The organism is Nonomuraea thailandensis, from assembly GCF_024172165.1.
In the GTDB taxonomy this organism is placed as follows: domain Bacteria; phylum Actinomycetota; class Actinomycetes; order Streptosporangiales; family Streptosporangiaceae; genus Nonomuraea; species Nonomuraea thailandensis.
The window spans coordinates 11,316,271-11,335,202 of the sequence record NZ_JAMZEB010000002.1 but is presented as its reverse complement, the minus strand read 5'-3'; the positions used below and the strand labels follow the sequence as shown (position 1 = coordinate 11,335,202).

Genomic DNA, 18,932 nt, shown 5'->3' with positions numbered 1-18,932 from the left:
TGCCGTGGCTCACCACCCGCCCGCGACGGCGGGTGGCCTACCGCGGCAGCGCGCAAGCGGTCTCTAGCTCTTGGAGTCTTCGAGGGAGATCGCGGCGGCGGCTTCCTCGGCCGCGGCGGCGGCGTTGTCGATGGGGGTCTCGCGGGTGCGGCGGATGCCGAGGATGCTGATGAACAGCGCCGCGAAGATCGTCTGGAAGCTCATGATGAGCGCCGTGGCCGCGGGCACCACGATGCGCAGCGACTCGCGCGGGTCCAGCTCGCCGAAGTCGCGCACCTGCCAGTGCACCAGCGACATCACCAGGCCGACGAGGCCGGCCACCGCCAGCAGCCCGCCGACGACGAGCCCCTTCTCCAGGCTCACGATGTCGATCAGCCGCCGGATGCGCGGCGACTCCGGCAGGAAGCCCTCCTCGGCCGCGTACACCTTCGTGAACACCGCGAACAGCGCCGCCTGGAAGCCGATCACCACCAGCGCGGCGGATCCGACCAGGGTGTCGACGTCGAAGGCCAGCTCGCCGATCTCCACGGGCCCGAACACCAGCGCCGTGCCCGCGACGAGCCCGACGATCATCATCAGCACGCCGGGGTAGAAGAACAGCCACTTCGGGCTGTAGAGGAGCAGGAAGCGCAGGTGACGCCAGCCGTCGCGCCAGGAGCGCAGGTGCGGCGGGCGGGAGCGGCCGTCGGGCGAGAGCGTGGTCGGGACCTCGCGCACGTCGAGGCCGGCCAGGGTGGAGCGGACCACCATCTCGGAGGCGAACTCCATGCCGCCCGTCTGGAGCTGCAGGCGCAGGATCGAATCACGGCGGAAGCCGCGCAGCCCGCAGTGGAAGTCCTTGATCGCCGAAGGGAAGAACAGCCGCCCGATGAACGACAGCACCGGGTTGCCCAGGTAGCGGTGGAGCGGCGGCATGGCGCCCGGGGAGATGCCGCCCCTGAAGCGGTTGCCCATGACCAGGTCGGCGCCGTCGCGCAACTGCTCGACGAACGGCAGCAGCGCGGTGAAATCGTAGGAATCGTCGGCGTCGCCCATGATGACGTACTTGCCGCGCGCCGCCCTGATTCCGCCCATAAGGGCGTTTCCGTACCCCTTCTCGTCCACATGGACCACGCGGGCCCCGGCGTCTCGGGCGAGCTGCTGCGAGCCGTCCGTGCTGCCGTTGTCGGCGATCAGCACTTCGCCCTCGATGCCGTGCTCCTCCATGCACGCCAGTGCCTTGCGTACACAGACTTCCACGGTCTCCGCCTCATTGAGGCAGGGCATGACCACCGTCAGTTCCACGTGTCTACCCTTCAGTTAAGGCTCTTCCAGTGAACCATCATGCCCTGAACGGGCCCGTGCTCGGGCACAGACCTGGAAACGACTGGCATTCTTTACAGCATGGTGAGCGTCGCGGAGATTACCCCTGTGGACCCCTCCGCCCCTGGCAGGACGGCCCGTTTGCTGGCCATGGTGCGCAGGCATCGGGTGTTCGCCGCGGCTTTCGGCGTCGGCGCCGTGCTGCGGCTCATCACCATGCTCGGCTACGGCCCGGCCATGTGGTTCAACGACTCCTACGAGTACGTCTCGGTGGCGCTGCACCCGCGGCCGCACCCGATCAGGCCCGACGGCTACAGCTTCTGGCTGATGCTGCTCCAGCCGTTCCACAGCTTCACCCTGCTGACGTTCACGCAGCACCTCATGGGCCTGGCCACGGCCTGCCTGATCTACGCGTTGCTACGGATCAAGTTCAGGCTGCCCAAGTGGGGGGCCACGCTGGCCGCGGCGCCGGTCCTGTTCGACGCCTACCAGATCCAGCTCGAGCAGATGGTGATGTCCGACACCCTGTTCATGCTGCTCGTGGTGGGCGTGATCACGATGGTGCTGTGGAAGCGGCGGCTGACGTGGAAGGCGGGCGCGGTCGTCGGGCTGCTGCTGGCGATGACCTGGCTGACCCGCTCGATCGGGCTGCCGATCCTGGCCCTTGTGGTGCTCTACCTTCTGGTCAAGCGCACCGGCTGGCGGCCGATCGCCGCCGTCATCACCGCCTGCGCGATCCCGGTGATGGCGTACATGGGATGGTTCGCCTCGGCGTACGGCAAGTTCGCCATGACCAACAGCGACGGCCTCATCCTTTACATGCGCACCGCCATCTTCGCCGACTGCAACAAGATGGACATCGACAAGTACAAAGAGGTCCAGCTTCTGCTGCTGTGCATCAACGACCCGGTCAGCCAGCGCAAGGACTACGCCCAGTGGTACCTGTGGGGCCAGGGCAACGGCGACGGCACCGGCACCGGCGAGGTGCTGCACCGGTGGGGCATCAACAAGAAGTGGAGCGAGATCACCAACGACGCGGCCAGCAAGTTCGCCACCCGGGCGATCCTGTCGCAGCCGGGTGACTACCTGAAGGTCGTGGCGCGCGATTTCTTCCGCTCCTTCCACTGGGCACGTCCACGCTTCCCCGACGAGTCGACTTACAACATGTACCAGTTCAAGCCGTACGTGGAGCTGGACGACACCGGGCAGCCCAAGCGGCTGCCGAAGTGGTCGTCGTACGCGGGCGGCCGCACCGACACCGACGCCTTCAGCTACGAGCAGGGCCCGCCGGAGACCCGGATCGTGCAGCCGTGGGCCACGATCATGAGCAACTACCAGAAGGTCTTCTACCTGCGCGGCATCATGGTCGGCGGCATCCTGCTGATCGGCCTGTACGGCGTGGTGGTGCGCTGGCGGAAGTTCGGCGGGGCGGTGGTGCTGCCGTGGCTGGGCGCGGTCGGGCTGCTGCTGGCGCCGGCGGCCACGGCGGAGTTCGACTACCGGTACGTGCTTCCCGCCGTCCCCCTGGCCTGCGTCGCGGCGGCGATCACGCTGCGCCGCGGGGTCACTTGGGCGCGCCGGTCACCCAAGAGCTCATCAGCATCCGAGCCCACCACTGTGTCTGCGTGATCGTCTCTGCGGTCAGCACCGGCTGCAGCCACCAGAAGTTGATCAGTACGACGAGCGCGAACGCGCCCACGACCGCGGCCCCCGTCGCCCTCCTGGTGGCGGGGGCGTCCTGCCTCCCGATGACGAGCCCCGCCATGAGCACGAGCGCCAGCACCATGAACGGCACCACGGGGATCATGTAGAACAGGTACATCGTGCGGTTGTCGGCGATGGCGTAGTAGAACCACGGCAGCCAGCCGGCCGCGAAGCCCAGCAGCGTCGCCCCGGCCCGCCAGTCGCGGGCGGAGACGTACCACGCGACGAGCCCGAGCAGCGCGAGCGCGGCGGCGTACCAGAGGGCGGGGGTGCCGACCCCGAGCACGGCCTGGGAGCACTGGTCCGCGCCGCAGGCCGACGGCGGCAGGCCGGTGGGGTAGTGGAAGGAGACCGGCCGTAAGAGCAGCGGCCACTGCCACGGCTCCGACATGTACGGGTGGTAGTCGTCCAGGCCGCTGTGGAAGCCCAGCACCTGCGTCTGGTACTGCACCCACGACCGCACCGAGTCCAGCACGAAGAACCCGGGCCCCGAGGAGGTGGCCCGGTCCCAGTTGCGGCCCCAGCCGTCGGCGGAGGCGAACCAGCCGGTCCACGAGGCCGTGAACACCAGCGCGGGCACGAGCGTCATCGCCGCGAGCCCGCCCGGCAGGTCGTACGACAGCGCCCCCCGGTACGGCTCGCGCAGCCCCAGCGCCCGCCGGGCCCCGAGGTCCCACATGACCGACAGCACGGCGAAGGCGATGAGGAAGAAGATCCCCGACCACTTGACCGCGCACGCGGCCCCCAGGCAGGCCCCCGCGGCCAGCCGCCAGGGCCGCGAGCCCAGCCTCGGGCCCAGCTCGGTGACAGGCGCGCTCTCGTACCAGCCGACCAGCCTGCGCCGCGCCCAGTCGCGGTCGGCCACCAGGCACGCGAACCCGCACAACACCCAGAACATCAGGAAGACGTCCAGCAGCGCCGTGCGCGACAGCACCAGATGCAGCCCGTCGAGCGCCAGCAGCAGCCCGGCCAGGCAGCCCAGCAGCGTCGAGCGCGTCATCCGGCGGGCCACCCTGGCCAGGACGAGGATGGACAGCGTGCCGGCCAGCGCGGCGGCGAAGCGCCAGCCGAACGGGTCCATCCCGAACAGCCACTCGCCGGCGCCGATCATCCACTTGCCCAGCGGCGGGTGGGCCACGAAGGAGGCGCATTCGGACGGCTCGCCGCACTGCTTGAAGATGTCCAGGTTCCCGGCGATGAGGCGCTGGTCGGCGATGGGGTTGTCGGCGTCGCCGAGCGTCGTCATCTCGACGCCGTGGACGATCAGCGAGTAGGCGTCCTTGATGTAGAACGTCTCGTCGAAGACGACGGCCCTCGGCTCGCCCAGCCGGACGAACCGCAGGATGCCGCCGAAGATCGCCACCGCGAGCGGCCCCAGCCAGCCCAGGAGGGCCCCGCCCTGCATCGGCGGGATGAGCCGCCGTGCCGGCACCCCCCAGTTCCTCACGATGCGCACCCTATGGTGTGGCGGTTCTCCTGTGAACCAGGTCGTACAGCTCTCGCCTGGGAACGCCCGCGCCCTTGGCCACCTCGGCCACGGCCAGGCTGCGCCGCTCCCCCGCGGCCACCCTGCGGTCCACCTCGGCGGCCAGGGCGTCGAGGTCGGGCTCGGCCTCGCCCGGCGCGAACCCCGCCACGACGATCGTGATCTCGCCCTTGACGCCCGCCGCCGCCCACTCGGCCAGCTCGCCCAGCCCGCCCCTGCGCACCTCCTCGTAGGTCTTGGTCAGCTCCCTGCACACCGCGGCCCGCCGGTCGGGCCCGAACGCCCCGGCCATGGCCCGCAGGGACTCCTCCAGCCGGTGCGGCGACTCGAAGAAGACCATCGTGCGCTCCTCGGCCGCCAGCGCGCCCAGGCGGCGCGCCCGCTCGCCGGCCTTGCGGGGCGGGAAGCCCTCGAAGCAGAACCGGTCGCTGGCCAGGCCCGACACGGCCAGCGCGGTGGTGACCGCGCTCGGCCCCGGCAGCGCGGTGACCGTGATGCCCGCCTCGACGGCGAGCTGTGTCAGCCGGTAGCCGGGATCGGACACGCCCGGCATGCCCGCGTCCGTGATCACCACGACCGTGCGGCCCTGTTTCAGCGTCTCGACGAGCTCCTGGGCCCGGCCCGCCTCGTTCTGGTCGTAGTAGGACACCACCCTGCCGGTGAGCTCGACGCCGAGGTCGGCCGCGAGCCTGCGCAACCGCCTGGTGTCCTCGGCCGCCACCACGTCGGCGCCCCCCAGCAGCTCACGCAGCCGCGGCGAGACGTCTCCGACCTGGCCAATGGGGGCTCCTGCCAGCACCAACCTGCCGTTCCCAGTCACCAGGCCATTGTTGCAGGGCATCCCAATTAGACCGTGTTTCCTTGGTAACCACCGCTCTGGGGCCCGTACGATGTCCGAATGGCGGTGACCGATTCCCCGTACCAGGCCTACGAGAGCTCGGAGGTCGGCGAGAGCCATCCCAGGACGCGGTCCGTACGCGATCGGGTCGTGCCCCCCATGCGCGGAAGCGTGCTGTGGGGTTGGGTGGGGCCGCTGCTCGTCACCCTGTTCGGCGGGATCCTCCGGTTCGTGCAGCTCGGTCACCCCAAGGCCGTGGTGTTCGACGAGACGTACTACATGAAGGACGCCTTCTCGCTGATCACCCACGGGGTCGAGAAGGTCACCGTCAAGGACGCCGACAAGGCGATCATCGCCGGCAACACCGACATCTGGCAGGCCTGCACCCCGGACGACCTGGGCAAGTGCGCCTCCTACGTGGTCCACCCGCCGCTGGGCAAGTGGATGATCGGCGCCGGCGAGTGGTTGTTCGGGCTCAACCCGTTCGGCTGGCGCTTCGCCGCCGCGGTGATCGGCACGCTGTCCATCCTCATCCTGGCCAGGGTGGCCCGCCGGATGACCCGCTCGACGCTGCTGGGCTGCTTCGCCGGTCTGCTGCTGGCGCTCGACGGCCTGCACTACGTGCTCTCCCGCACGGCGTTGCTGGACATCTTCCTGATGTTCTGGGTCCTGGCGGCGTTCGCCTGCCTGGTGGTCGACCGTGACCGCGCGCGCGAGAAGCTGGTCACCTGGTACGAGGGCTCGCCCCTGTCGCCGCAGGGCCCTTCGCTGGGCGTCAGGTGGTGGCGCATCGGGGCCGGGGTGTGCCTGGCCTTCGCGATGTCGGTCAAGTGGTCGGGCCTGGCCTTCGCGGTCGCGTTCGCGATCATGTCGCTGATGTGGGACTTCGGCGCCCGCCGCGCCGTGGGGCTGCGCCGGCCCTACCTGGGGGCGATCAACAAGGACGTGCCGCAGGGGGTCGTGGCGTTCGGCGTGGTGCCGTTCGTGGCGTACATGGCCACCTGGGCGGGCTGGTTCGTCAACGCGTCCGGCTACGGGCGCAACTGGGACCAGGCCACCTCGCCGGGCAATCCGCTCTTCTTCGTCTTCGACTCGATGCGGTCGTGGGTGCAGTACCAGTGGCAGGTCTTCACCTTCCACAGCGGGCTGGAGACCTCGCACCCGTACATGTCGGAGCCGTGGTCCTGGCCGCTGCTGCTGCGCCCCGTGGCCTTCTTCTACGAGGGCAAGCAGAACACGTGCGGCGTCAAGGACTGCTCTCAGGCCGTGCTCGGCGTGGGCACGCCGGTGATCTGGTTCGGCGCGGTGGCCGCGCTGGTGGCGCTGGTCGCGTGGTACTTCTCCTCACGCGACTGGCGGGCGGGGGCCGTGCTGCTGGCCTACGCGATGGGCTGGCTGCCGTGGTTCTACTTCGCCATCGCCGACAACCGCACGATGTTCCTGTTCTACGCCATCCCGATGGTGCCGTTCATGGTGCTGGCCATCACGTTGTGCGCCGGGCTGCTGATCGGGCCGTCCGCGGCGGGCATCAAGGACGTGACGCCGATGCGGCGTACCCTCGGTGCCGCCGTCGTCGGCGCGTTCGCCCTGCTCGCGCTCATCAACTTCTGGTGGCTGCACCCCATACTCTCCGCCGAGCTGATCCCGTACGTGGACTGGAAGGCCCGCATGTTGTTTGAGAAACGGTGGATATGACCACGTTACAGTCGGCTCAATAGGGGTTTCTTAGGGTAGTCGCTGTGCAAGACCCAATACGCACCGGTTTCGGTCATCGTCAGGCCCGGGGTCGATACGGCAAACTTCGAGGCATGAGTGCACCGGATGTCACCGCCCTTCTCGCCGAGTTGGAGCGATCTCACCCGGATCTGGCCGAGGAGGCCAGGACCGCCGTCGAATGGTTGACGGGTGGGGAGCCGCTGGAGACGGTGACCCAGCTCGACGTCTGCGAGTTCCTCTGGTACACGTTGCCGCTCAAGGTCTCGCCGCCCAACGCCGGGGCGGCCAAGGGAAGCGGCGACATGGAGCGCCTGGCACGTTCCCTGGGGCGGTTGCTCCAGCTCGGCGGCATGGACCGGTACGCCGCCATGTGCGTGTCCCCGACCACCGTACAGATCCTGCGCACCTACGCCCGCGAGGGCGACGACGCCGGCACGGCCGCCTACCAGCAGGCGCTGGAGGCCACGGGAGTGCTCCCGCCCGACGTGCCCGAACTGCAGTGGAGCATGATCATGGGGCCTGAGGAGCTGGGCGCGCACATCGCCTGCTCCGCCGCGCTGGAGCTGGCGATCGTGGCCGGCGAGAGCGTCGACCGTACGGCCCTGACCCGGCGCTGGCTCACCGAGCCGCGTGCCGACCTGGGCGGCGACAGCTGGCTCAACCGCGTGCACGGCGAGCGGCTCAACCGCTGGGTGCTGGGGCGCGGCCCGGCCAGGCGGGAGCTGGCCCAGCCGTTCGAGGTGCGGCTGCACGCGCCCGTGGCCCCGCAGCCGCTGCCCGCCCTTCACCGGCTGCTGTCCGTGGCCGCCTCGGGGGAGTCGCTGCCGCTGCGGCTGGCGCCCTCGCCCGAGGCGGCGCGGCTGCGCGACCTGGCCGAGCGGGAGCTGGGCGCGATCCGCCGCGAAGGCGCCAAGCTGGCCATCACCGACTACGGCCTGCGGCTGCTGAAGTCGAAGTCGGCCATGTGGTCGGCGGTCACCCGGCTGCTGCTGGCCAGGGGCGAGCACGAGTTCGAGGTGTCGGCCAGGGAGGCGGCGCTGATGCTGCTCGCCGACGGCACGCTCATGTCGCCCGCGAAGCTGCGCGAGCGGGTGGCGGAGGTGGTGGGCGGCGAGGGCTGGCATCCGGCGACGAGCCTGGACGACGTGACCGGGCCGGTGACCGACCTGGTGGCCCAGCTCACGGCGCTGGGGCTGGCCTTCAGCGACGAGCTGGCGGTGCGGATGGACCGGCCCGGGCAGCTCGCGGCCCTGGCGGCGCTGCGGGCGCACGCCCTGCGGCCGAGGAAGTACGTGAGCTCGGCCTGAGATCTTCGGCGGGTCCGCCTCAGCCCTGGGGCACCCGCCGTACGGCCTGCTTGAACTCGGGGCACTCCACCAGCGGGTCGTGCGTGCAGACCACAGCGTGGCGCAGGCTGTCGCGCAGCCGGGTGAGCTGGTCGACCCGCTGCGACACCTCGCGCTCCTTGGCGGCCATGTGGGCGCGCAGCCGCTCGTCGGACGGCCCGGCCCGCAGGAACCGGCCGATCTCCGACAGCGTGAACCCGGCGTCGCGGGCGCAGGAGATCAGCGCCAGCCGCTCCAGAGTCTCCGGCCGGTACGCGCGGCGCAGCCCGTTGCGCCCCTCGGCCTCGATGAGCCCCTTGCGCTCGTAGAACCGCAGCGCGGACGCGGCCAGCCCGCTCTGCCTGGCCACCTCGCCGATGTCGATCAACGTGTCGTCCACGGCCTGGCTCCTTGACTTGAACCGCACTTCAAGTCGCAGTCTATCCGCATGCGAATTCACCATCTCAACCTCGCCTCGATGCGCGAGATCGACTCCCCCGACGGCCACTCCTCCGCGCGCGCCGTCTGCCACGCGCTGCTCGTCGAGACCCCCGCCTCCGGGCTGGTCCTCGTGGAGGCCGGCCTCGGCCTGGACGACGTGGCCGACCCCGCCGTGCACCTCGAACGCGAGTGGGCGGAGCTGGTCGAGCCGGTGCTGTCCCCCGCCGAGACGGCCGTGCGGCAGGTGGCGGCGCTCGGGCACGACCCCTCCGACGTGCGCCACGTCGTCCTGACCCACCTGGACGTGGACCACAGCGGCGGCCTGCCCGACTTCCCGCACGCCGAGGTGCACGTCATGGAGGCCGAGCTGAAGGCCGCGCTGGCGCAGGCCCCGAACCGCCGCTACCGGCCCTCCCACTGGGCGCACACGCCGCGCTGGGTGACGTACCCGGGCACGGGCACGCGGTGGCTGGGCGCGGACGGGGTGCGGCCGCTGACGGGCCTGCCGGAGGAGGACTTCCTGTACGTGCCGCTCGACGGGCACTCGGAGGGACACGCCGGGGTGGCGGTCAGGGACGGCGACCGGTGGCTGCTGCACGCCGGGGACGCGTACTTCTACCACGGCGAGCTGGCGAGCGAGCCGCGCCCCCATCCGCTGATGGACCTGGTGCAGCTCCAGGCCCAGGTGGACGAGGCGCGGCGGCTGTCGAGCCAGGAGCGGCTGCGCTCGCTCGCGAACGAGCACGGCGTGGCGGTCTTCTCCGCACACGACCCCTGGGAGCTGACCGAATACTCCCAGTAGTTACGATTGTCGGGAAATGCTCTACGTCGGAGGGGGCCGTCATGGAGCTGTTCCCGGCCATGCCGCTTGCGGAGTGGACAGAGGCAAAGGAGACCTTTCACAGGTTCGCGCAGATCGTGGGGAAGATCCGGCTCGCGTCGAGCAACCGGCGCAACCACTGGTGGCAGGTGCCGTTCCACCCGACGGGGCGGGGGCTCACCACCAGGCCGATGGGCGGGCTGGGCGAGCAGCCGCTGTTCTGCGTCGACTTCGACCTCGTACGCCACCGGCTGGTGGTGGACGTCTTCGACGGGCGCAGCGCGGAGTTCAGCCTGATCGGCAGGTCGGTGGCCTCGTTCCACGACCGGCTCTTCGAGACCCTGGCCGGGCTGGGGATCCGGCCGGAGATCTGGGCCGTGCCGTTCGACCTCAGCGACGACACGCCGTTCGCCGAGGACACCCTGCACGCACGCTACGACCCGGTGCTCATCAACCGGTACTGGCGGATCCTGTCGCAGGTGGTGCAGCTGCTGGACCGGTTCGCCGCCGACTTCGCCGGCAAGACGAGCCCCGTGCACCACTTCTGGCACACCTTCGACATCGCGGTCACCCGGTTCACCGGGCGGGTGGTGAAGGTCTCGCCCGACGTCGACCCGGTGACGCGGGAGGCCTACAGCTGGGAGGTGATCAGCTCGGGGTTCTGGTTCGGGGACAAGGAGCGGCCGTGGCCGGCGTTCTACTCCTACACCGCGCCGGAGCCCGACGGGCTGGAACGGGAGCCGCTGCGCCCCGGCCAGGCCGAGTGGATCACCGCCAGGGGCAGCCATCTGGCCGTGCTGCGCTACGACGACGTGCGGGCCATGGAGGACCCGGTGGGAGCCGTGCTGGAGTTCCTGGACAGCGCCTACCAGGCGGGGGCCCGGCTGACCGGGCTCGACGCCGAGACGCTGGCCTCTCCCGGCGGCGTCACCGACCCGTATCTACGGGCACACACGTGAGCGCCCGCCCTCCGGGGAGGACGGGCGCTCTACGAGTGCGTACCGGTGTGCGTGTCGCCTCTCGGCGAAAGGCACAACACGGCTCCAGCCGAACGGTATTCCGTGAAGGCAATAGGTGAGGCCCGGGGACACTGGGCACACCGGCCACGAGATATGTAACCACACCCCGGCGGGATCCATTCCCCCGCCACGACGATTATTTTCCGGCGGGCAGCCCGGCCCACCGCGCATCGTGCTCCGCCGCCAGTTGCTCGAACGTGCAACCGTCGACGAGCCGGTCCAGCATGCCGACGGCGACCTCGCACTCCACGGCCGGATGTTCCTCCTGGCAGCGCAGCCCGTGGCGGAGCACCTCCTGCGCCACCCTGGCGCGGGCGATCACCGCCTCCAGCTCGCCGATCCGCTCCCGCACCGCGGCGCGCCACTGCTCGCCGGGCGCGTCCAGCATCGCACCCGCGGTGTCCAGGGGCACGCCGAGCCGCTGCATCGTGCGCAGGAACACCAGCCGCCGCAGCTCCTGCCTGCCGTAGACGCGCCGCCCCTGGCGGCGGCGGGCGGGAGCGAGCAGGGCGCGCTCCTCGTAGTACCGCAGGGCGGAGGCATTGACGCCGAGCAGGCGCGCGGCCTCGCCGATCGGGATCGTGTCGTCCATGGCCCCATTCGACCCCTGAAGGCGGGAAATCCCACCACCTTCCGCCCTAAGCTGAGCCACATGCTCGTGTGGATCAACGGCCCGTTCGGGGTGGGCAAGACGCAGACCGCGTACGAGCTGCACCGGAGGCTGCCGGGAAGCGTGGTGTGCGACCCCGAGCACGTCGGCATGGGCCTGCACAGGATGACCCCGCCCGCGCTGCGCTCGGACTTCCAGCTGCACCCGGCCTGGCGGCAGGGCGTGTTCGAGGTGCTGGACCTGGTGCTGAGCGAGCAGCAGGGCGTCGTCATCGCGCCGATGACGCTGGTCGAGCCCGCCTACTACGACGAGATCCTGGGCCGCCTGAGCGGGGCCGGCCACGACGTGCGCCACTTCGCGCTCGTCGCCGACCGCGAGAGGGTGCTGGCGCGGCTGCGGGAGCGTTCGCTGAGCCGCAGCCTCAAGCGGGAGGCGTTCGCGGTCGCCAGGCTCGACGGGTGCCTGGAGCGGCTGCGCACGCCGCGGTTCGCCGAGCAGGTCGAGACGGACACGCTGACGGTGCCGCAGGTCGCCGACCGGATCGCGGCCCGCGCCGGGCTGAGCCTGGCAGCCGATGCCGACGGCCCGCTACGCCACCGGCTGCGGCGGATCGCGATCACGATCCGGCACATCAGGCTCTAGCCGGGCGGCCCTGACTCGCAGGTAGCGCTGCTGGGGCAGGCTCATGGCGCGCTCCGCCGCCTCCTGGTACGCCGCGCGGGCGCCCTCCTCGTCGCCGGACATCTCCAGCAGGTGCGCGCGGACCGCGTGCAGCCGGTGATCGCCGGACAGCCGGTCGTCGCCGGCGAGACCTTCGAGCAGGCCGAGCCCGGCCTCGGGGCCCCGGGACATGGCCACGGCGACGGCGTGGTTGAGCGCGATCATGGGGTTGTCGGAGCCGCGCATCAGCAGCCCGTACAGGGCCGTGATCTGCGGCCAGTCGGTCTCCTCCGCGGTCGGCGCCTCGTCGTGCAGGGCGGCGATGGCGGCCTGGAGCCGGTACGGCCCGGGAGCGCCCTGGGAGAGGGCGTTCGTGACGAGCTCGACGCCCTCGGCGATGAACGCGGCGTTCCACAGCGTGCGGTCCTGCTCGGCCATGGGGATCAGCGCGCCGTCCCTGCCGGTGCGCGCCGGGCGGCGGGCGTCGGTGAGCAGCATGAGGGCCAGCAGCCCCGCCGCCTCGGCGTCCTCGGGCATCAGCCGGTGCACCATGCGGGCCAGCCTGATCGCCTCGGCCGCCGGCTCGGGCCGGTGCAGGTCGGGGCCCGACGTGCTGGCGTACCCCTCGTTGAAGATCAGGTAGAGCACGTGCAGCACCGCGCCCGTCCGCTCGGCGCGCTCGGCCGCCTTCGGCAGGCGGAACGGCACGCCGCTGTCCTTGACCCGCTGCTTGGCCCGGGTGATCCGGCGGGTCATCGTCGCCTCGGACACCATGAAGGCGCGGGCGATCTCCGCCGTGGTCAGGCCGCCGACCGCGCGCAGCGTGAGGGCGATCTGCGAGGGCGGCGACAACGACGGGTGGCAGCACATGAACAGCAGCACCAGCGTGTCGTCCGACGCGGGCCGCGGCCGGTCGGCGGGCGGGGACAACCAGTCGTCCGGCAGCGCGCGGGCGGCGACCGTGTCCTCGCGGCGGCGGCGCGACTGCTCGGCGCGGAGCAGGTCGGTCAGGCGGCGCGCGGCCACCGTGACGAGCCAGGCGCGCGGATCGTCGGGCGCGCCGTCCCGGGGCCACTGCGTGGCCGCCGCGAGCAGCGCCTCCTGGACCGCGTCCTCGGCGAGGTCGAAGTGCCCGTAGCGGCGCACGACCGCGCCGAGGACCTGCGGCGCCAGCTCGCGCAGCAGGTCCTCGGATCCGCTCACGGCGATCAGAACCCCATGTCCTCTGCCGACTCCATGATGGGCCTGATGTCGGCGTAGGCGTTGGCGTAGGCACCCTCGGGGCCCGGGCACCGGCCCAGGCGGCCGGCGATCTCCAGGGCCCTGTCGAAGCTCTCGCACTCCACGATCCAGTAGCCGGCCAGCACCTCCTGGGTCTCCGCGTACGGGCCGTCGGTCACGTACGGCACCCCGTCACGCCGGCCGACCCTGCGGGTGTGCACCGGCGCCGCCAGGCCGCGGGTCTCGACCAGCTCGCCGGACTCCTCCAGCTCCTTGTTGACGGCCGTCATGAACGTCGTCATCGCCGCCAGCTCCTCCTCCGACCAGGCGCCGCGCCCGGCGTCCTTGCCGGACATCTCGTCGTAGTCCTGCTGGGAGGCGTACGAAAGGATCATGTACTTCATCGGGGTGGTCCTCTCTCTCGTGGGCTCTCACCAGGGACGTCGGAGCCGGAGCAGCGCACCGGACATGGCACCATCGAATTCGTGTCCTACGCAACCACCCCAGAGGGCGTGAAGCTGTCCTACCAGGTCCGCGGCCACGGAGAGCCTCTCGTGCTGCTGCAGGGGCAGGCCAACGACCACCGCTGGTGGGACTCCGTACGCGACGACTTCGGCTCCTACCGGACCATCACCCTCGACTACCGCGGCACCGGCGGCAGCGACAAGCCCGACGAGCCGTACACCACGCGCGGGTTCGCCGCCGACGTGCTGGCCGTGCTGGACGAGGCGGGCGTGGAGCGGGCGCACGTGTACGGCACGTCGATGGGCGGCCGGGTGGCCCAGTGGCTGGCTGCCGACCATCCCTCCCGGGTCGGGGCGCTGGTGCTCGGCTGCAGCTCGCCGGGCGGCGCCCACGGGGTGGAGCGGAGCAACGAGGTGCGCAGGTCGCTGGCCCAGCCGGACCGGGCCGCCGCCGAGCGGGCGCTGCTGGAGCTCATGTACACGCCCGCCTGGCTGGCCGCCCATCCCGGCCCGTACCGCACGATCGGCGACCCTCGGATGCCCGCGCACGCCCGCCGCCGCCACCTGGCCGCGAGCGCCGGTCACGACGCCTGGGACGCGCTGCCCGGCATCACGGCGCCCACGCTGGTCGTGCACGGCACCGACGACGTCTTCAACCCGGCGGCCAACGCCCCGCTGCTGGCCGGGCGCATCCCGGGGGCCGGGCTGCGGATGATCGAGGGGGCGCGGCACGCGTACTTCGAGGAGTTCAGGCAGGTGGCGAGCCCGATGGTGCTGGACTTCCTGCGGCGGCACTGACCCCTCATCGCCACAGGGCCGCCAGCGCGCGCAGGTCGGGGGCCGTGAGGTGCGGGGCGGACATCACGCCCGGGTACGGCGCCCCGCGCCGGTCCAGGTACGCCCCCGACAGGCCGGCCCGCTGGGCGCCGTGGACGTCCCACGGGTGCACGGCCACCAGCGCCGCCTGGGCGGGCACCACGCCGGCCAGGCCCACGGCGTACTCGTAGGCGGCCCTGGCGGGCTTCCACGCGCGCGGGCCGCTCACGTCCAGCGTGGCCTCCACCAGGTCCAGCAGGCCCTCGCGGCGCAGGAATCCCGCGGTCGTCCGGGCCGAGCCGTTCGTCATGGTGAACAGCCTGATGCCCGCCTCCCGCAGGCTCCGCAGCCCGTCCGGCACGTCGGGGTGCACCCGCAGCCCGGCGAACCCGCTCAGTACGTGATCCACCGCCTTGTCCTGCAACCGCATCCCCTTGAGCACGTCCGCGGCGATCCGGTCGAACTCCGCGAAGCCACCGGCCGCCGTGAGCGCGAAACCGTCGCGCAGCACGCTCGCGAACCACGTCGGCATCTGCTCCCCCGACAATCCCACGTCCTCGAACCTGGCCCGCAGCGGCTCCATGTCGATGAGCGTCTCGTTCACATCGAAGATCACAACGTCCGGTCTGGCGTTCATCGTTCTCCCCCAGCGCTCCGCGGTCGCGTCCATGCTAATTCGACGCTCTCGCCCGGCTCTGAGGCGTCGGGACGCCACGCTCGCCCCAGGCGGGCAGCCGGACCGGGGTCGCGTGCGGCACAGTGAGACGCATGGATGCCGTTGCACACTTCCACCGGGAAGCACGCGCCTTCCACGCCGCCGCCCGCGAGGCCGCCCGGGCGGGTGACGCGCCCGTCGTGCCGTCCTGCCCCGGCTGGACGATGTCCGATCTGGTGTTCCACCTGGCGGCGGTGCACCGGTTCGTGGCCGCCATCATCAGGGACCGGCTCGACGGGCCCCCGGACCCGGCCGAGCTGGCCAGAACGGAGTTTCCCGCCGACACGGCGGGCTGGCCGGTCCTCGGCCGGAACCCGACTCCCGGGCCGATCGCACCGACCCTGCTGGACGCCTTCGACGAGGGCGCCGACCGGCTCGAAGCGCTGTTCAGGGAGCTGCCGCCGGACGCTCCCGCGTGGACCTGGTCGCAGGAGCACACGGTCGGGTTCTGGCTGCGGATGCAGATCATCGAGGCCGCCGTGCACCGCTGGGACGCCGAGAACGCCGTCGGCGCGGCCGGCCCGATCCACGAGGAGATCGCGGTGGACGCCGTCACCCAGACGTTCGAGGTGATGGCGCCGGCCCGGCGCGCCCTGCTCCCGGCGCCGCCCGGTGCGGGCGAGCGGTTCCGGTTCCTGCGGACCGACGGGCCGGGCGAGTGGGTGGTGTGCATCGACGGCGAGCACGTGCGGGTGGGCGACGGCGGCGCCTCCGACGTCGGGCTGGCGGGCACGGCGTCGGATCTGATGTTGTTCCTGTGGCGGCGGATCCCGGCCGGAGCGCTGGCCGTGCACGGGGACAAGGCCGTGCTCGACCGCTACTTCGACCTGGTTCCTCCCCTGTGACCTAATCTTGCGGGCATGCAGGTCAGGGACGTGAACGGCACCCAGCTCGCCGTCGTCACCCCGGCGTCCGGCGGGTTCGCCCGGCACAGCCACGACGAGTACGTCATCAGCGTCAACGTCAGCGGGCGGGAGCGGGTGCGGCTGGACCGGTCCTCGTTCGAGGTCGATCTGGACGAGGTGACCGCGTACAACCCGGGCCAGGTCCAGTCCTGCACCACGCGGACCCCCGAAGGGGCGGCGTTCACCTGCGTGAGCTGGTACGTCCCGCCGGACGTGCTCGGCGCGCTGGTCGGCGGCCCGCCCCCCGACTTCTCGCGATCCGTCGTCCGCGCTCCCCGGCTACGGAACGAACTGCTCCGGGCGGCCGGGCGCCTGGCGGTGACGAGGAGTGGCGACCCCGGCCCGGTTGGCCCTCCCGGTGCCGGCCCGGGCCGGGACGAGGCCGTCGCTCTGGTCGAGGAGCGGCTGGTGCTCGTGCTCCTCCGGCTGCTCGATCTCGCCGCCCCCGCCCAGGCCCGGCGCTCTCCCGAGCCGGAGCCGGGGGACGCCAGGATCGCCGCCGTGCTGGACCGGCTGCGGGCCGACCTGTCCAGCGCGCCGCGGCTGGCCGACCTCGCCGGCGAGGCCGGGATGTCCAGGGAGCACCTCGTCCGCTCCTTCACCCGGGCCACCGGCTGCCCGCCGTACGCGTGGCACCTCCAGGCGAGGCTGGCCGAGGGCCGCCGCCGGCTGCGCGGAGGGCTGGGGGTCGCGGAGGTGGCCCACGGGCTGGGGTTCGCCGACCAGGCGCACTTCCACCGGCACTTCACCGCCGCGTACGCCATCACGCCCGGCCGCTACCGGGCCGTCAACATCTGACAAGACGCCGCCCGCCCCCGCCGACAGAGTGGACGCCATGTCCGAGATCTTCACGCTGGCCCTCTGGATCGGGCTGGTGTTCAACGCGGCGCCCGGCGCGGTGTTCAGCGAGTCGTTGCGCCGAGGGGTGCGGGGCGGGTTCAAGCCGGCGTTCGCGGTGCAGGCCGGGTCGCTGGCGGGCGACGCCGTGTGGGCGGTGCTCGGGCTGGCGGGCGTCGGGGCGCTGTTCGCGGTCCCCGTGCTGCGGGTGCCGATGACGGTCGCCGGGTGCCTGCTGCTCGCCTGGCTCGGGCTGACCGGCCTGCGCGACGCCGCCTTTCCCCGGCCCGGGCCCGCGCCCGCCGAAGGCCGCCAGGAGCCGCCGGCAGGCGGGCGCTCCAGCCGGGGTGCGGTGGCCGTCGGCGCCGCCATGTCGCTGGGCAACCCCTGGAACGTCGTGTACTGGTCGGGCGCGGCCGGGGCGGTCGGCGCCGTGCTGGGTGAGGACGCGGGGGCCGGGAGCCTGGCCGTGTTCTTCGCCGGGTTCATGACCTCGTCCCTCGCCTGGTGCTTCGTCTCGGCGGGGCTCATCGCCGTCCTGCGCAGGGCGCTGCCGCCGGTGGCCGTACGGGTGCTGGAGGCGGCGTGCGGTGCGGCGCTGATCGGCTTCGCGGTCCTGCTCGCGGCCAGGCTGTTGCCGGGCGTCTCGTGAGAGGTCCGCTCGCTCACCGAAGCAGCGGCAGCCGCCCCGTGAGCCGCTCGACGATCGGCCGGGGCCCGAAGAGGCTGACCGCGTAGTACGGCGGCTCCTCCGTACGCGCCAGCTCGGCCAGGTAGTCGTCGTAGACGTTCGTCCGCTGCGCGATGGCCGCCATGTCGGTCACCACCAGGCCGGGCTCGCCGGCGGCGTCCTTCCTGATCCGGCCCACGATCGCGGCCGGCGCTCCCAGCACCGTGCACCCCGTCCAGGGCAGCCCGGCGTGCGGGAGCCCGGAGGCGTCCTGCCCGCCCGACCCGACGATCGCCGGCACGGCCACCGCGACGGAGGCGGCCAGGCAGGCCGCGGCGTTGGCCTGCAGCCCCCTGGGCAGGTCGCGGTCGATCACGATCACCCACTTGATCGCGAGCTCCTTGGTGGGCAGATCGGTACGGCGTTCGAGCTCGTCCAGCACGGTCATCGACGGATCCCTCCTCCGAAGTTGTCCCAGAAGGGTCACACCGCGACCGCCGTTTCACCAACCAGGAAGCGGTATTTCCGAAGATAATTCGGAAACCCGTGCCAAGATGCGTACGTGGACGAACTAGATACGGCGATCCTCGCCGAGCTGCAGCGCGACGGCCGCCAGACCAACCGCGAGCTGGCCGAGCACCTCGGCATCGCCCCCTCGACCTGCCTGGAGCGGGTGCGCTCGCTGCGCTCGTCCGGCGTCATCGAGGGCTTCCACGCCGAGGTCAACCTCGACGCGATCGGCCGGCCGGTGCAGGCGCTGATCAACGTACGCCTGCACCCCAAGATCCGCGAGGCCGTGGAGGGCTTCCGCGACTACGTGGCCGCGCTGCCGGAGACGCTGGCCGTGTTCGTCGTGTCGGGCGGTGACGACTTCATCATCCAGGTCGGCGTGCGGGACGCCGGGCACCTGCGCGACTTCGTGCTCGACCACGTCTCCCGGCACCGCAACATCGCCGACGTGCGCACCTCGCTGGTCTACGACCACATCCGCAAGACGTCGGTGGAGGTGCTGCCGCCGGAGCGCCCCTCCCGTCCCCGCACCGGCCGCAAGCGCTGAACGCCGCCTGCCGCCGCGTGGCTTCACGCCTGCGGATGCCGCACCTTGACGACCTGCCGAGGCCGCGCCTGGACGACCCGCCGAGGCCGCGCCTTGACGACCCGCCGAGGCCGCGAAGGTGAACACCTGCTGGCCGCAACGCTAAATAGGTGGTGGCCGAATGGGCGGCCCGGCTACGGTTACGGCAGGTCAGCGAGCGGACAAGGGGTGGCGATGCTGCTGGCGGCGCCTCGCCGCGCCCTGTCCACCTGCCGGCCTGCGAACCCGCGGCTCACCCGTACGGAGTCGTCCGACGGTGAGGCGATGGTCACCAGGGGCACCGTCCA

General features: G+C 71.8%; 20 protein-coding genes. 11 read left to right on the top strand and 9 right to left on the bottom strand.

Annotated elements, in window-relative coordinates; translation table 11 throughout:
• Positions 1 to 63 precede the first annotated feature (63 nt).
• The gene (locus tag HD597_RS56805; protein ID WP_253756845.1) at positions 64 to 1,284 is read right to left on the bottom strand and encodes a glycosyltransferase family 2 protein; all 1,221 of its coding nucleotides are present in this window, start codon (positions 1,282 to 1,284) and stop codon (positions 64 to 66) included.
• 99 nt (positions 1,285 to 1,383) lie between these two features.
• On the opposite strand from HD597_RS56805, the gene HD597_RS56800 reads away from it, so the two are divergent.
• Positions 1,384 to 2,931 carry a hypothetical protein gene (locus HD597_RS56800; protein WP_253756843.1) on the top strand — a complete coding sequence of 516 codons (1,548 nt, stop codon included), beginning with the start codon at positions 1,384 to 1,386 and terminating at the stop codon, positions 2,929 to 2,931.
• Here the strand turns inward: HD597_RS56800 and HD597_RS56795 are convergent.
• Together HD597_RS56795 and rsmI are read right to left on the bottom strand one after the other, a co-directional pair.
• Positions 2,867 to 4,453 carry a dolichyl-phosphate-mannose--protein mannosyltransferase gene (locus tag HD597_RS56795; protein WP_253756841.1) on the bottom strand — a complete coding sequence of 529 codons (1,587 nt, stop codon included), beginning with the start codon at positions 4,451 to 4,453 and terminating at the stop codon, positions 2,867 to 2,869. The genes HD597_RS56800 and HD597_RS56795 overlap by 65 nt on opposite strands.
• Before the next feature lie 10 nt (positions 4,454 to 4,463).
• Positions 4,464 to 5,312 (bottom strand): 16S rRNA (cytidine(1402)-2'-O)-methyltransferase, encoded by an 849-nt coding sequence (gene rsmI / locus HD597_RS56790; RefSeq protein ID WP_253756838.1) that lies wholly within the window; start codon positions 5,310 to 5,312, stop codon positions 4,464 to 4,466.
• A 78-nt stretch (positions 5,313 to 5,390) separates the two neighbouring features.
• Between rsmI and HD597_RS56785 the strand changes: the two genes are divergently transcribed.
• Entirely contained in the window at positions 5,391 to 7,025 is a 1,635-nt protein-coding gene (locus tag HD597_RS56785) for a dolichyl-phosphate-mannose--protein mannosyltransferase (protein ID WP_253756836.1), read from the top strand.
• Positions 7,026 to 7,138: 113 nt separating this feature from the next.
• Positions 7,139 to 8,353 carry a hypothetical protein gene (locus tag HD597_RS56780; protein WP_253756834.1) on the top strand — a complete coding sequence of 405 codons (1,215 nt, stop codon included), beginning with the start codon at positions 7,139 to 7,141 and terminating at the stop codon, positions 8,351 to 8,353.
• Positions 8,354 to 8,372: 19 nt separating this feature from the next.
• Here HD597_RS56780 and HD597_RS56775 read toward each other — a convergent pair whose 3' ends face one another.
• A complete protein-coding gene (locus tag HD597_RS56775; RefSeq protein ID WP_253756831.1) occupies positions 8,373 to 8,771 on the bottom strand; it encodes a MerR family transcriptional regulator in 399 nt (132 codons plus the stop codon).
• A 48-nt stretch (positions 8,772 to 8,819) separates the two neighbouring features.
• Between HD597_RS56775 and HD597_RS56770 the strand changes: the two genes are divergently transcribed.
• The gene (locus HD597_RS56770) at positions 8,820 to 9,614 is read left to right on the top strand and encodes an MBL fold metallo-hydrolase (protein WP_253756828.1); all 795 of its coding nucleotides are present in this window, start codon (positions 8,820 to 8,822) and stop codon (positions 9,612 to 9,614) included.
• A 41-nt stretch (positions 9,615 to 9,655) separates the two neighbouring features.
• Positions 9,656 to 10,591: a DUF5996 family protein gene (locus HD597_RS56765; RefSeq protein ID WP_253756825.1), complete on the top strand. Its 936-nt coding sequence runs from the start codon at positions 9,656 to 9,658 to the stop codon at positions 10,589 to 10,591.
• A gap of 196 nt (positions 10,592 to 10,787) precedes the next feature.
• On the opposite strand, the gene HD597_RS56760 is transcribed toward HD597_RS56765, so the two are convergent.
• Positions 10,788 to 11,243 carry a MerR family transcriptional regulator gene (locus HD597_RS56760; RefSeq protein ID WP_253756823.1) on the bottom strand — a complete coding sequence of 152 codons (456 nt, stop codon included), beginning with the start codon at positions 11,241 to 11,243 and terminating at the stop codon, positions 10,788 to 10,790.
• 60 nt (positions 11,244 to 11,303) lie between these two features.
• On the opposite strand from HD597_RS56760, the gene HD597_RS56755 reads away from it, so the two are divergent.
• Complete coding sequence (locus HD597_RS56755; RefSeq protein ID WP_253756821.1) at positions 11,304 to 11,903, top strand: AAA family ATPase; 600 nt, start codon at positions 11,304 to 11,306, stop codon at positions 11,901 to 11,903.
• On the opposite strand, the gene HD597_RS56750 is transcribed toward HD597_RS56755, so the two are convergent.
• Together HD597_RS56750 and HD597_RS56745 are read right to left on the bottom strand one after the other, a co-directional pair.
• Positions 11,850 to 13,124: an RNA polymerase sigma factor gene (locus tag HD597_RS56750; protein WP_308210905.1), complete on the bottom strand. Its 1,275-nt coding sequence runs from the start codon at positions 13,122 to 13,124 to the stop codon at positions 11,850 to 11,852. The genes HD597_RS56755 and HD597_RS56750 overlap by 54 nt on opposite strands.
• Before the next feature lie 5 nt (positions 13,125 to 13,129).
• Positions 13,130 to 13,546, bottom strand: a complete 417-nt coding sequence (locus HD597_RS56745; protein ID WP_253756818.1) for a YciI family protein — start codon at positions 13,544 to 13,546, stop codon at positions 13,130 to 13,132.
• An 81-nt stretch (positions 13,547 to 13,627) separates the two neighbouring features.
• On the opposite strand from HD597_RS56745, the gene HD597_RS56740 reads away from it, so the two are divergent.
• Positions 13,628 to 14,404 carry an alpha/beta fold hydrolase gene (locus tag HD597_RS56740; protein WP_253756816.1) on the top strand — a complete coding sequence of 259 codons (777 nt, stop codon included), beginning with the start codon at positions 13,628 to 13,630 and terminating at the stop codon, positions 14,402 to 14,404.
• Positions 14,405 to 14,408: 4 nt separating this feature from the next.
• Here the strand turns inward: HD597_RS56740 and HD597_RS56735 are convergent, their stop codons facing one another.
• On the bottom strand, positions 14,409 to 15,059 hold the full coding sequence (locus HD597_RS56735) for a haloacid dehalogenase type II (RefSeq protein ID WP_253756813.1): 651 nt from the start codon (positions 15,057 to 15,059) through the stop codon (positions 14,409 to 14,411).
• 131 nt (positions 15,060 to 15,190) lie between these two features.
• Here HD597_RS56735 and HD597_RS56730 point away from each other — a divergent pair, with 131 nt between their 5' ends.
• From HD597_RS56730 to HD597_RS56720, 3 genes are read left to right on the top strand one after another with little or no spacing between them, the layout of a single operon-like run.
• On the top strand, positions 15,191 to 15,982 hold the full coding sequence (locus tag HD597_RS56730; RefSeq protein ID WP_253756811.1) for a maleylpyruvate isomerase family mycothiol-dependent enzyme: 792 nt from the start codon (positions 15,191 to 15,193) through the stop codon (positions 15,980 to 15,982).
• A gap of 15 nt (positions 15,983 to 15,997) precedes the next feature.
• A complete protein-coding gene (locus tag HD597_RS56725) occupies positions 15,998 to 16,840 on the top strand; it encodes a helix-turn-helix domain-containing protein (protein WP_253756808.1) in 843 nt (280 codons plus the stop codon).
• A gap of 37 nt (positions 16,841 to 16,877) precedes the next feature.
• Positions 16,878 to 17,531: a LysE family transporter gene (locus HD597_RS56720; RefSeq protein ID WP_253756805.1), complete on the top strand. Its 654-nt coding sequence runs from the start codon at positions 16,878 to 16,880 to the stop codon at positions 17,529 to 17,531.
• Between the two features lie 13 nt (positions 17,532 to 17,544).
• Here the strand turns inward: HD597_RS56720 and HD597_RS56715 are convergent, their stop codons facing one another.
• Positions 17,545 to 17,997, bottom strand: coding sequence for a DUF2000 domain-containing protein (locus tag HD597_RS56715; RefSeq protein WP_253756803.1), 453 nt, complete (start codon positions 17,995 to 17,997; stop codon positions 17,545 to 17,547).
• A 114-nt stretch (positions 17,998 to 18,111) separates the two neighbouring features.
• On the opposite strand from HD597_RS56715, the gene HD597_RS56710 reads away from it, so the two are divergent.
• The gene (locus tag HD597_RS56710) at positions 18,112 to 18,606 is read left to right on the top strand and encodes an Lrp/AsnC family transcriptional regulator (RefSeq protein ID WP_253756801.1); all 495 of its coding nucleotides are present in this window, start codon (positions 18,112 to 18,114) and stop codon (positions 18,604 to 18,606) included.
• Positions 18,607 to 18,932 lie beyond the last annotated feature (326 nt).

Excerpts from the sequence above, each read along its gene's own strand:
- HD597_RS56800 (WP_253756843.1), top strand. The coding sequence starts at position 1,384 with ATGGTGAGCGTCGCGGAGATTACCCCTGTGGACCCCTCCGCCCCTGGC.
- HD597_RS56785 (WP_253756836.1), top strand. The coding sequence starts at position 5,391 with ATGGCGGTGACCGATTCCCCGTACCAGGCCTACGAGAGCTCGGAGGTC.
- HD597_RS56780 (WP_253756834.1), top strand. The coding sequence starts at position 7,139 with ATGAGTGCACCGGATGTCACCGCCCTTCTCGCCGAGTTGGAGCGATCT.
- HD597_RS56770 (WP_253756828.1), top strand. The coding sequence starts at position 8,820 with ATGCGAATTCACCATCTCAACCTCGCCTCGATGCGCGAGATCGACTCC.
- HD597_RS56765 (WP_253756825.1), top strand. The coding sequence starts at position 9,656 with ATGGAGCTGTTCCCGGCCATGCCGCTTGCGGAGTGGACAGAGGCAAAG.
- HD597_RS56760 (WP_253756823.1), bottom strand. The coding sequence starts at position 11,243 with ATGGACGACACGATCCCGATCGGCGAGGCCGCGCGCCTGCTCGGCGTC.
- HD597_RS56755 (WP_253756821.1), top strand. The coding sequence starts at position 11,304 with ATGCTCGTGTGGATCAACGGCCCGTTCGGGGTGGGCAAGACGCAGACC.
- HD597_RS56745 (WP_253756818.1), bottom strand. The coding sequence starts at position 13,546 with ATGAAGTACATGATCCTTTCGTACGCCTCCCAGCAGGACTACGACGAG.
- HD597_RS56735 (WP_253756813.1), bottom strand. The coding sequence starts at position 15,059 with ATGAACGCCAGACCGGACGTTGTGATCTTCGATGTGAACGAGACGCTC.
- HD597_RS56730 (WP_253756811.1), top strand. The coding sequence starts at position 15,191 with ATGGATGCCGTTGCACACTTCCACCGGGAAGCACGCGCCTTCCACGCC.
- HD597_RS56725 (WP_253756808.1), top strand. The coding sequence starts at position 15,998 with ATGCAGGTCAGGGACGTGAACGGCACCCAGCTCGCCGTCGTCACCCCG.
- HD597_RS56720 (WP_253756805.1), top strand. The coding sequence starts at position 16,878 with ATGTCCGAGATCTTCACGCTGGCCCTCTGGATCGGGCTGGTGTTCAAC.
- HD597_RS56715 (WP_253756803.1), bottom strand. The coding sequence starts at position 17,997 with ATGACCGTGCTGGACGAGCTCGAACGCCGTACCGATCTGCCCACCAAG.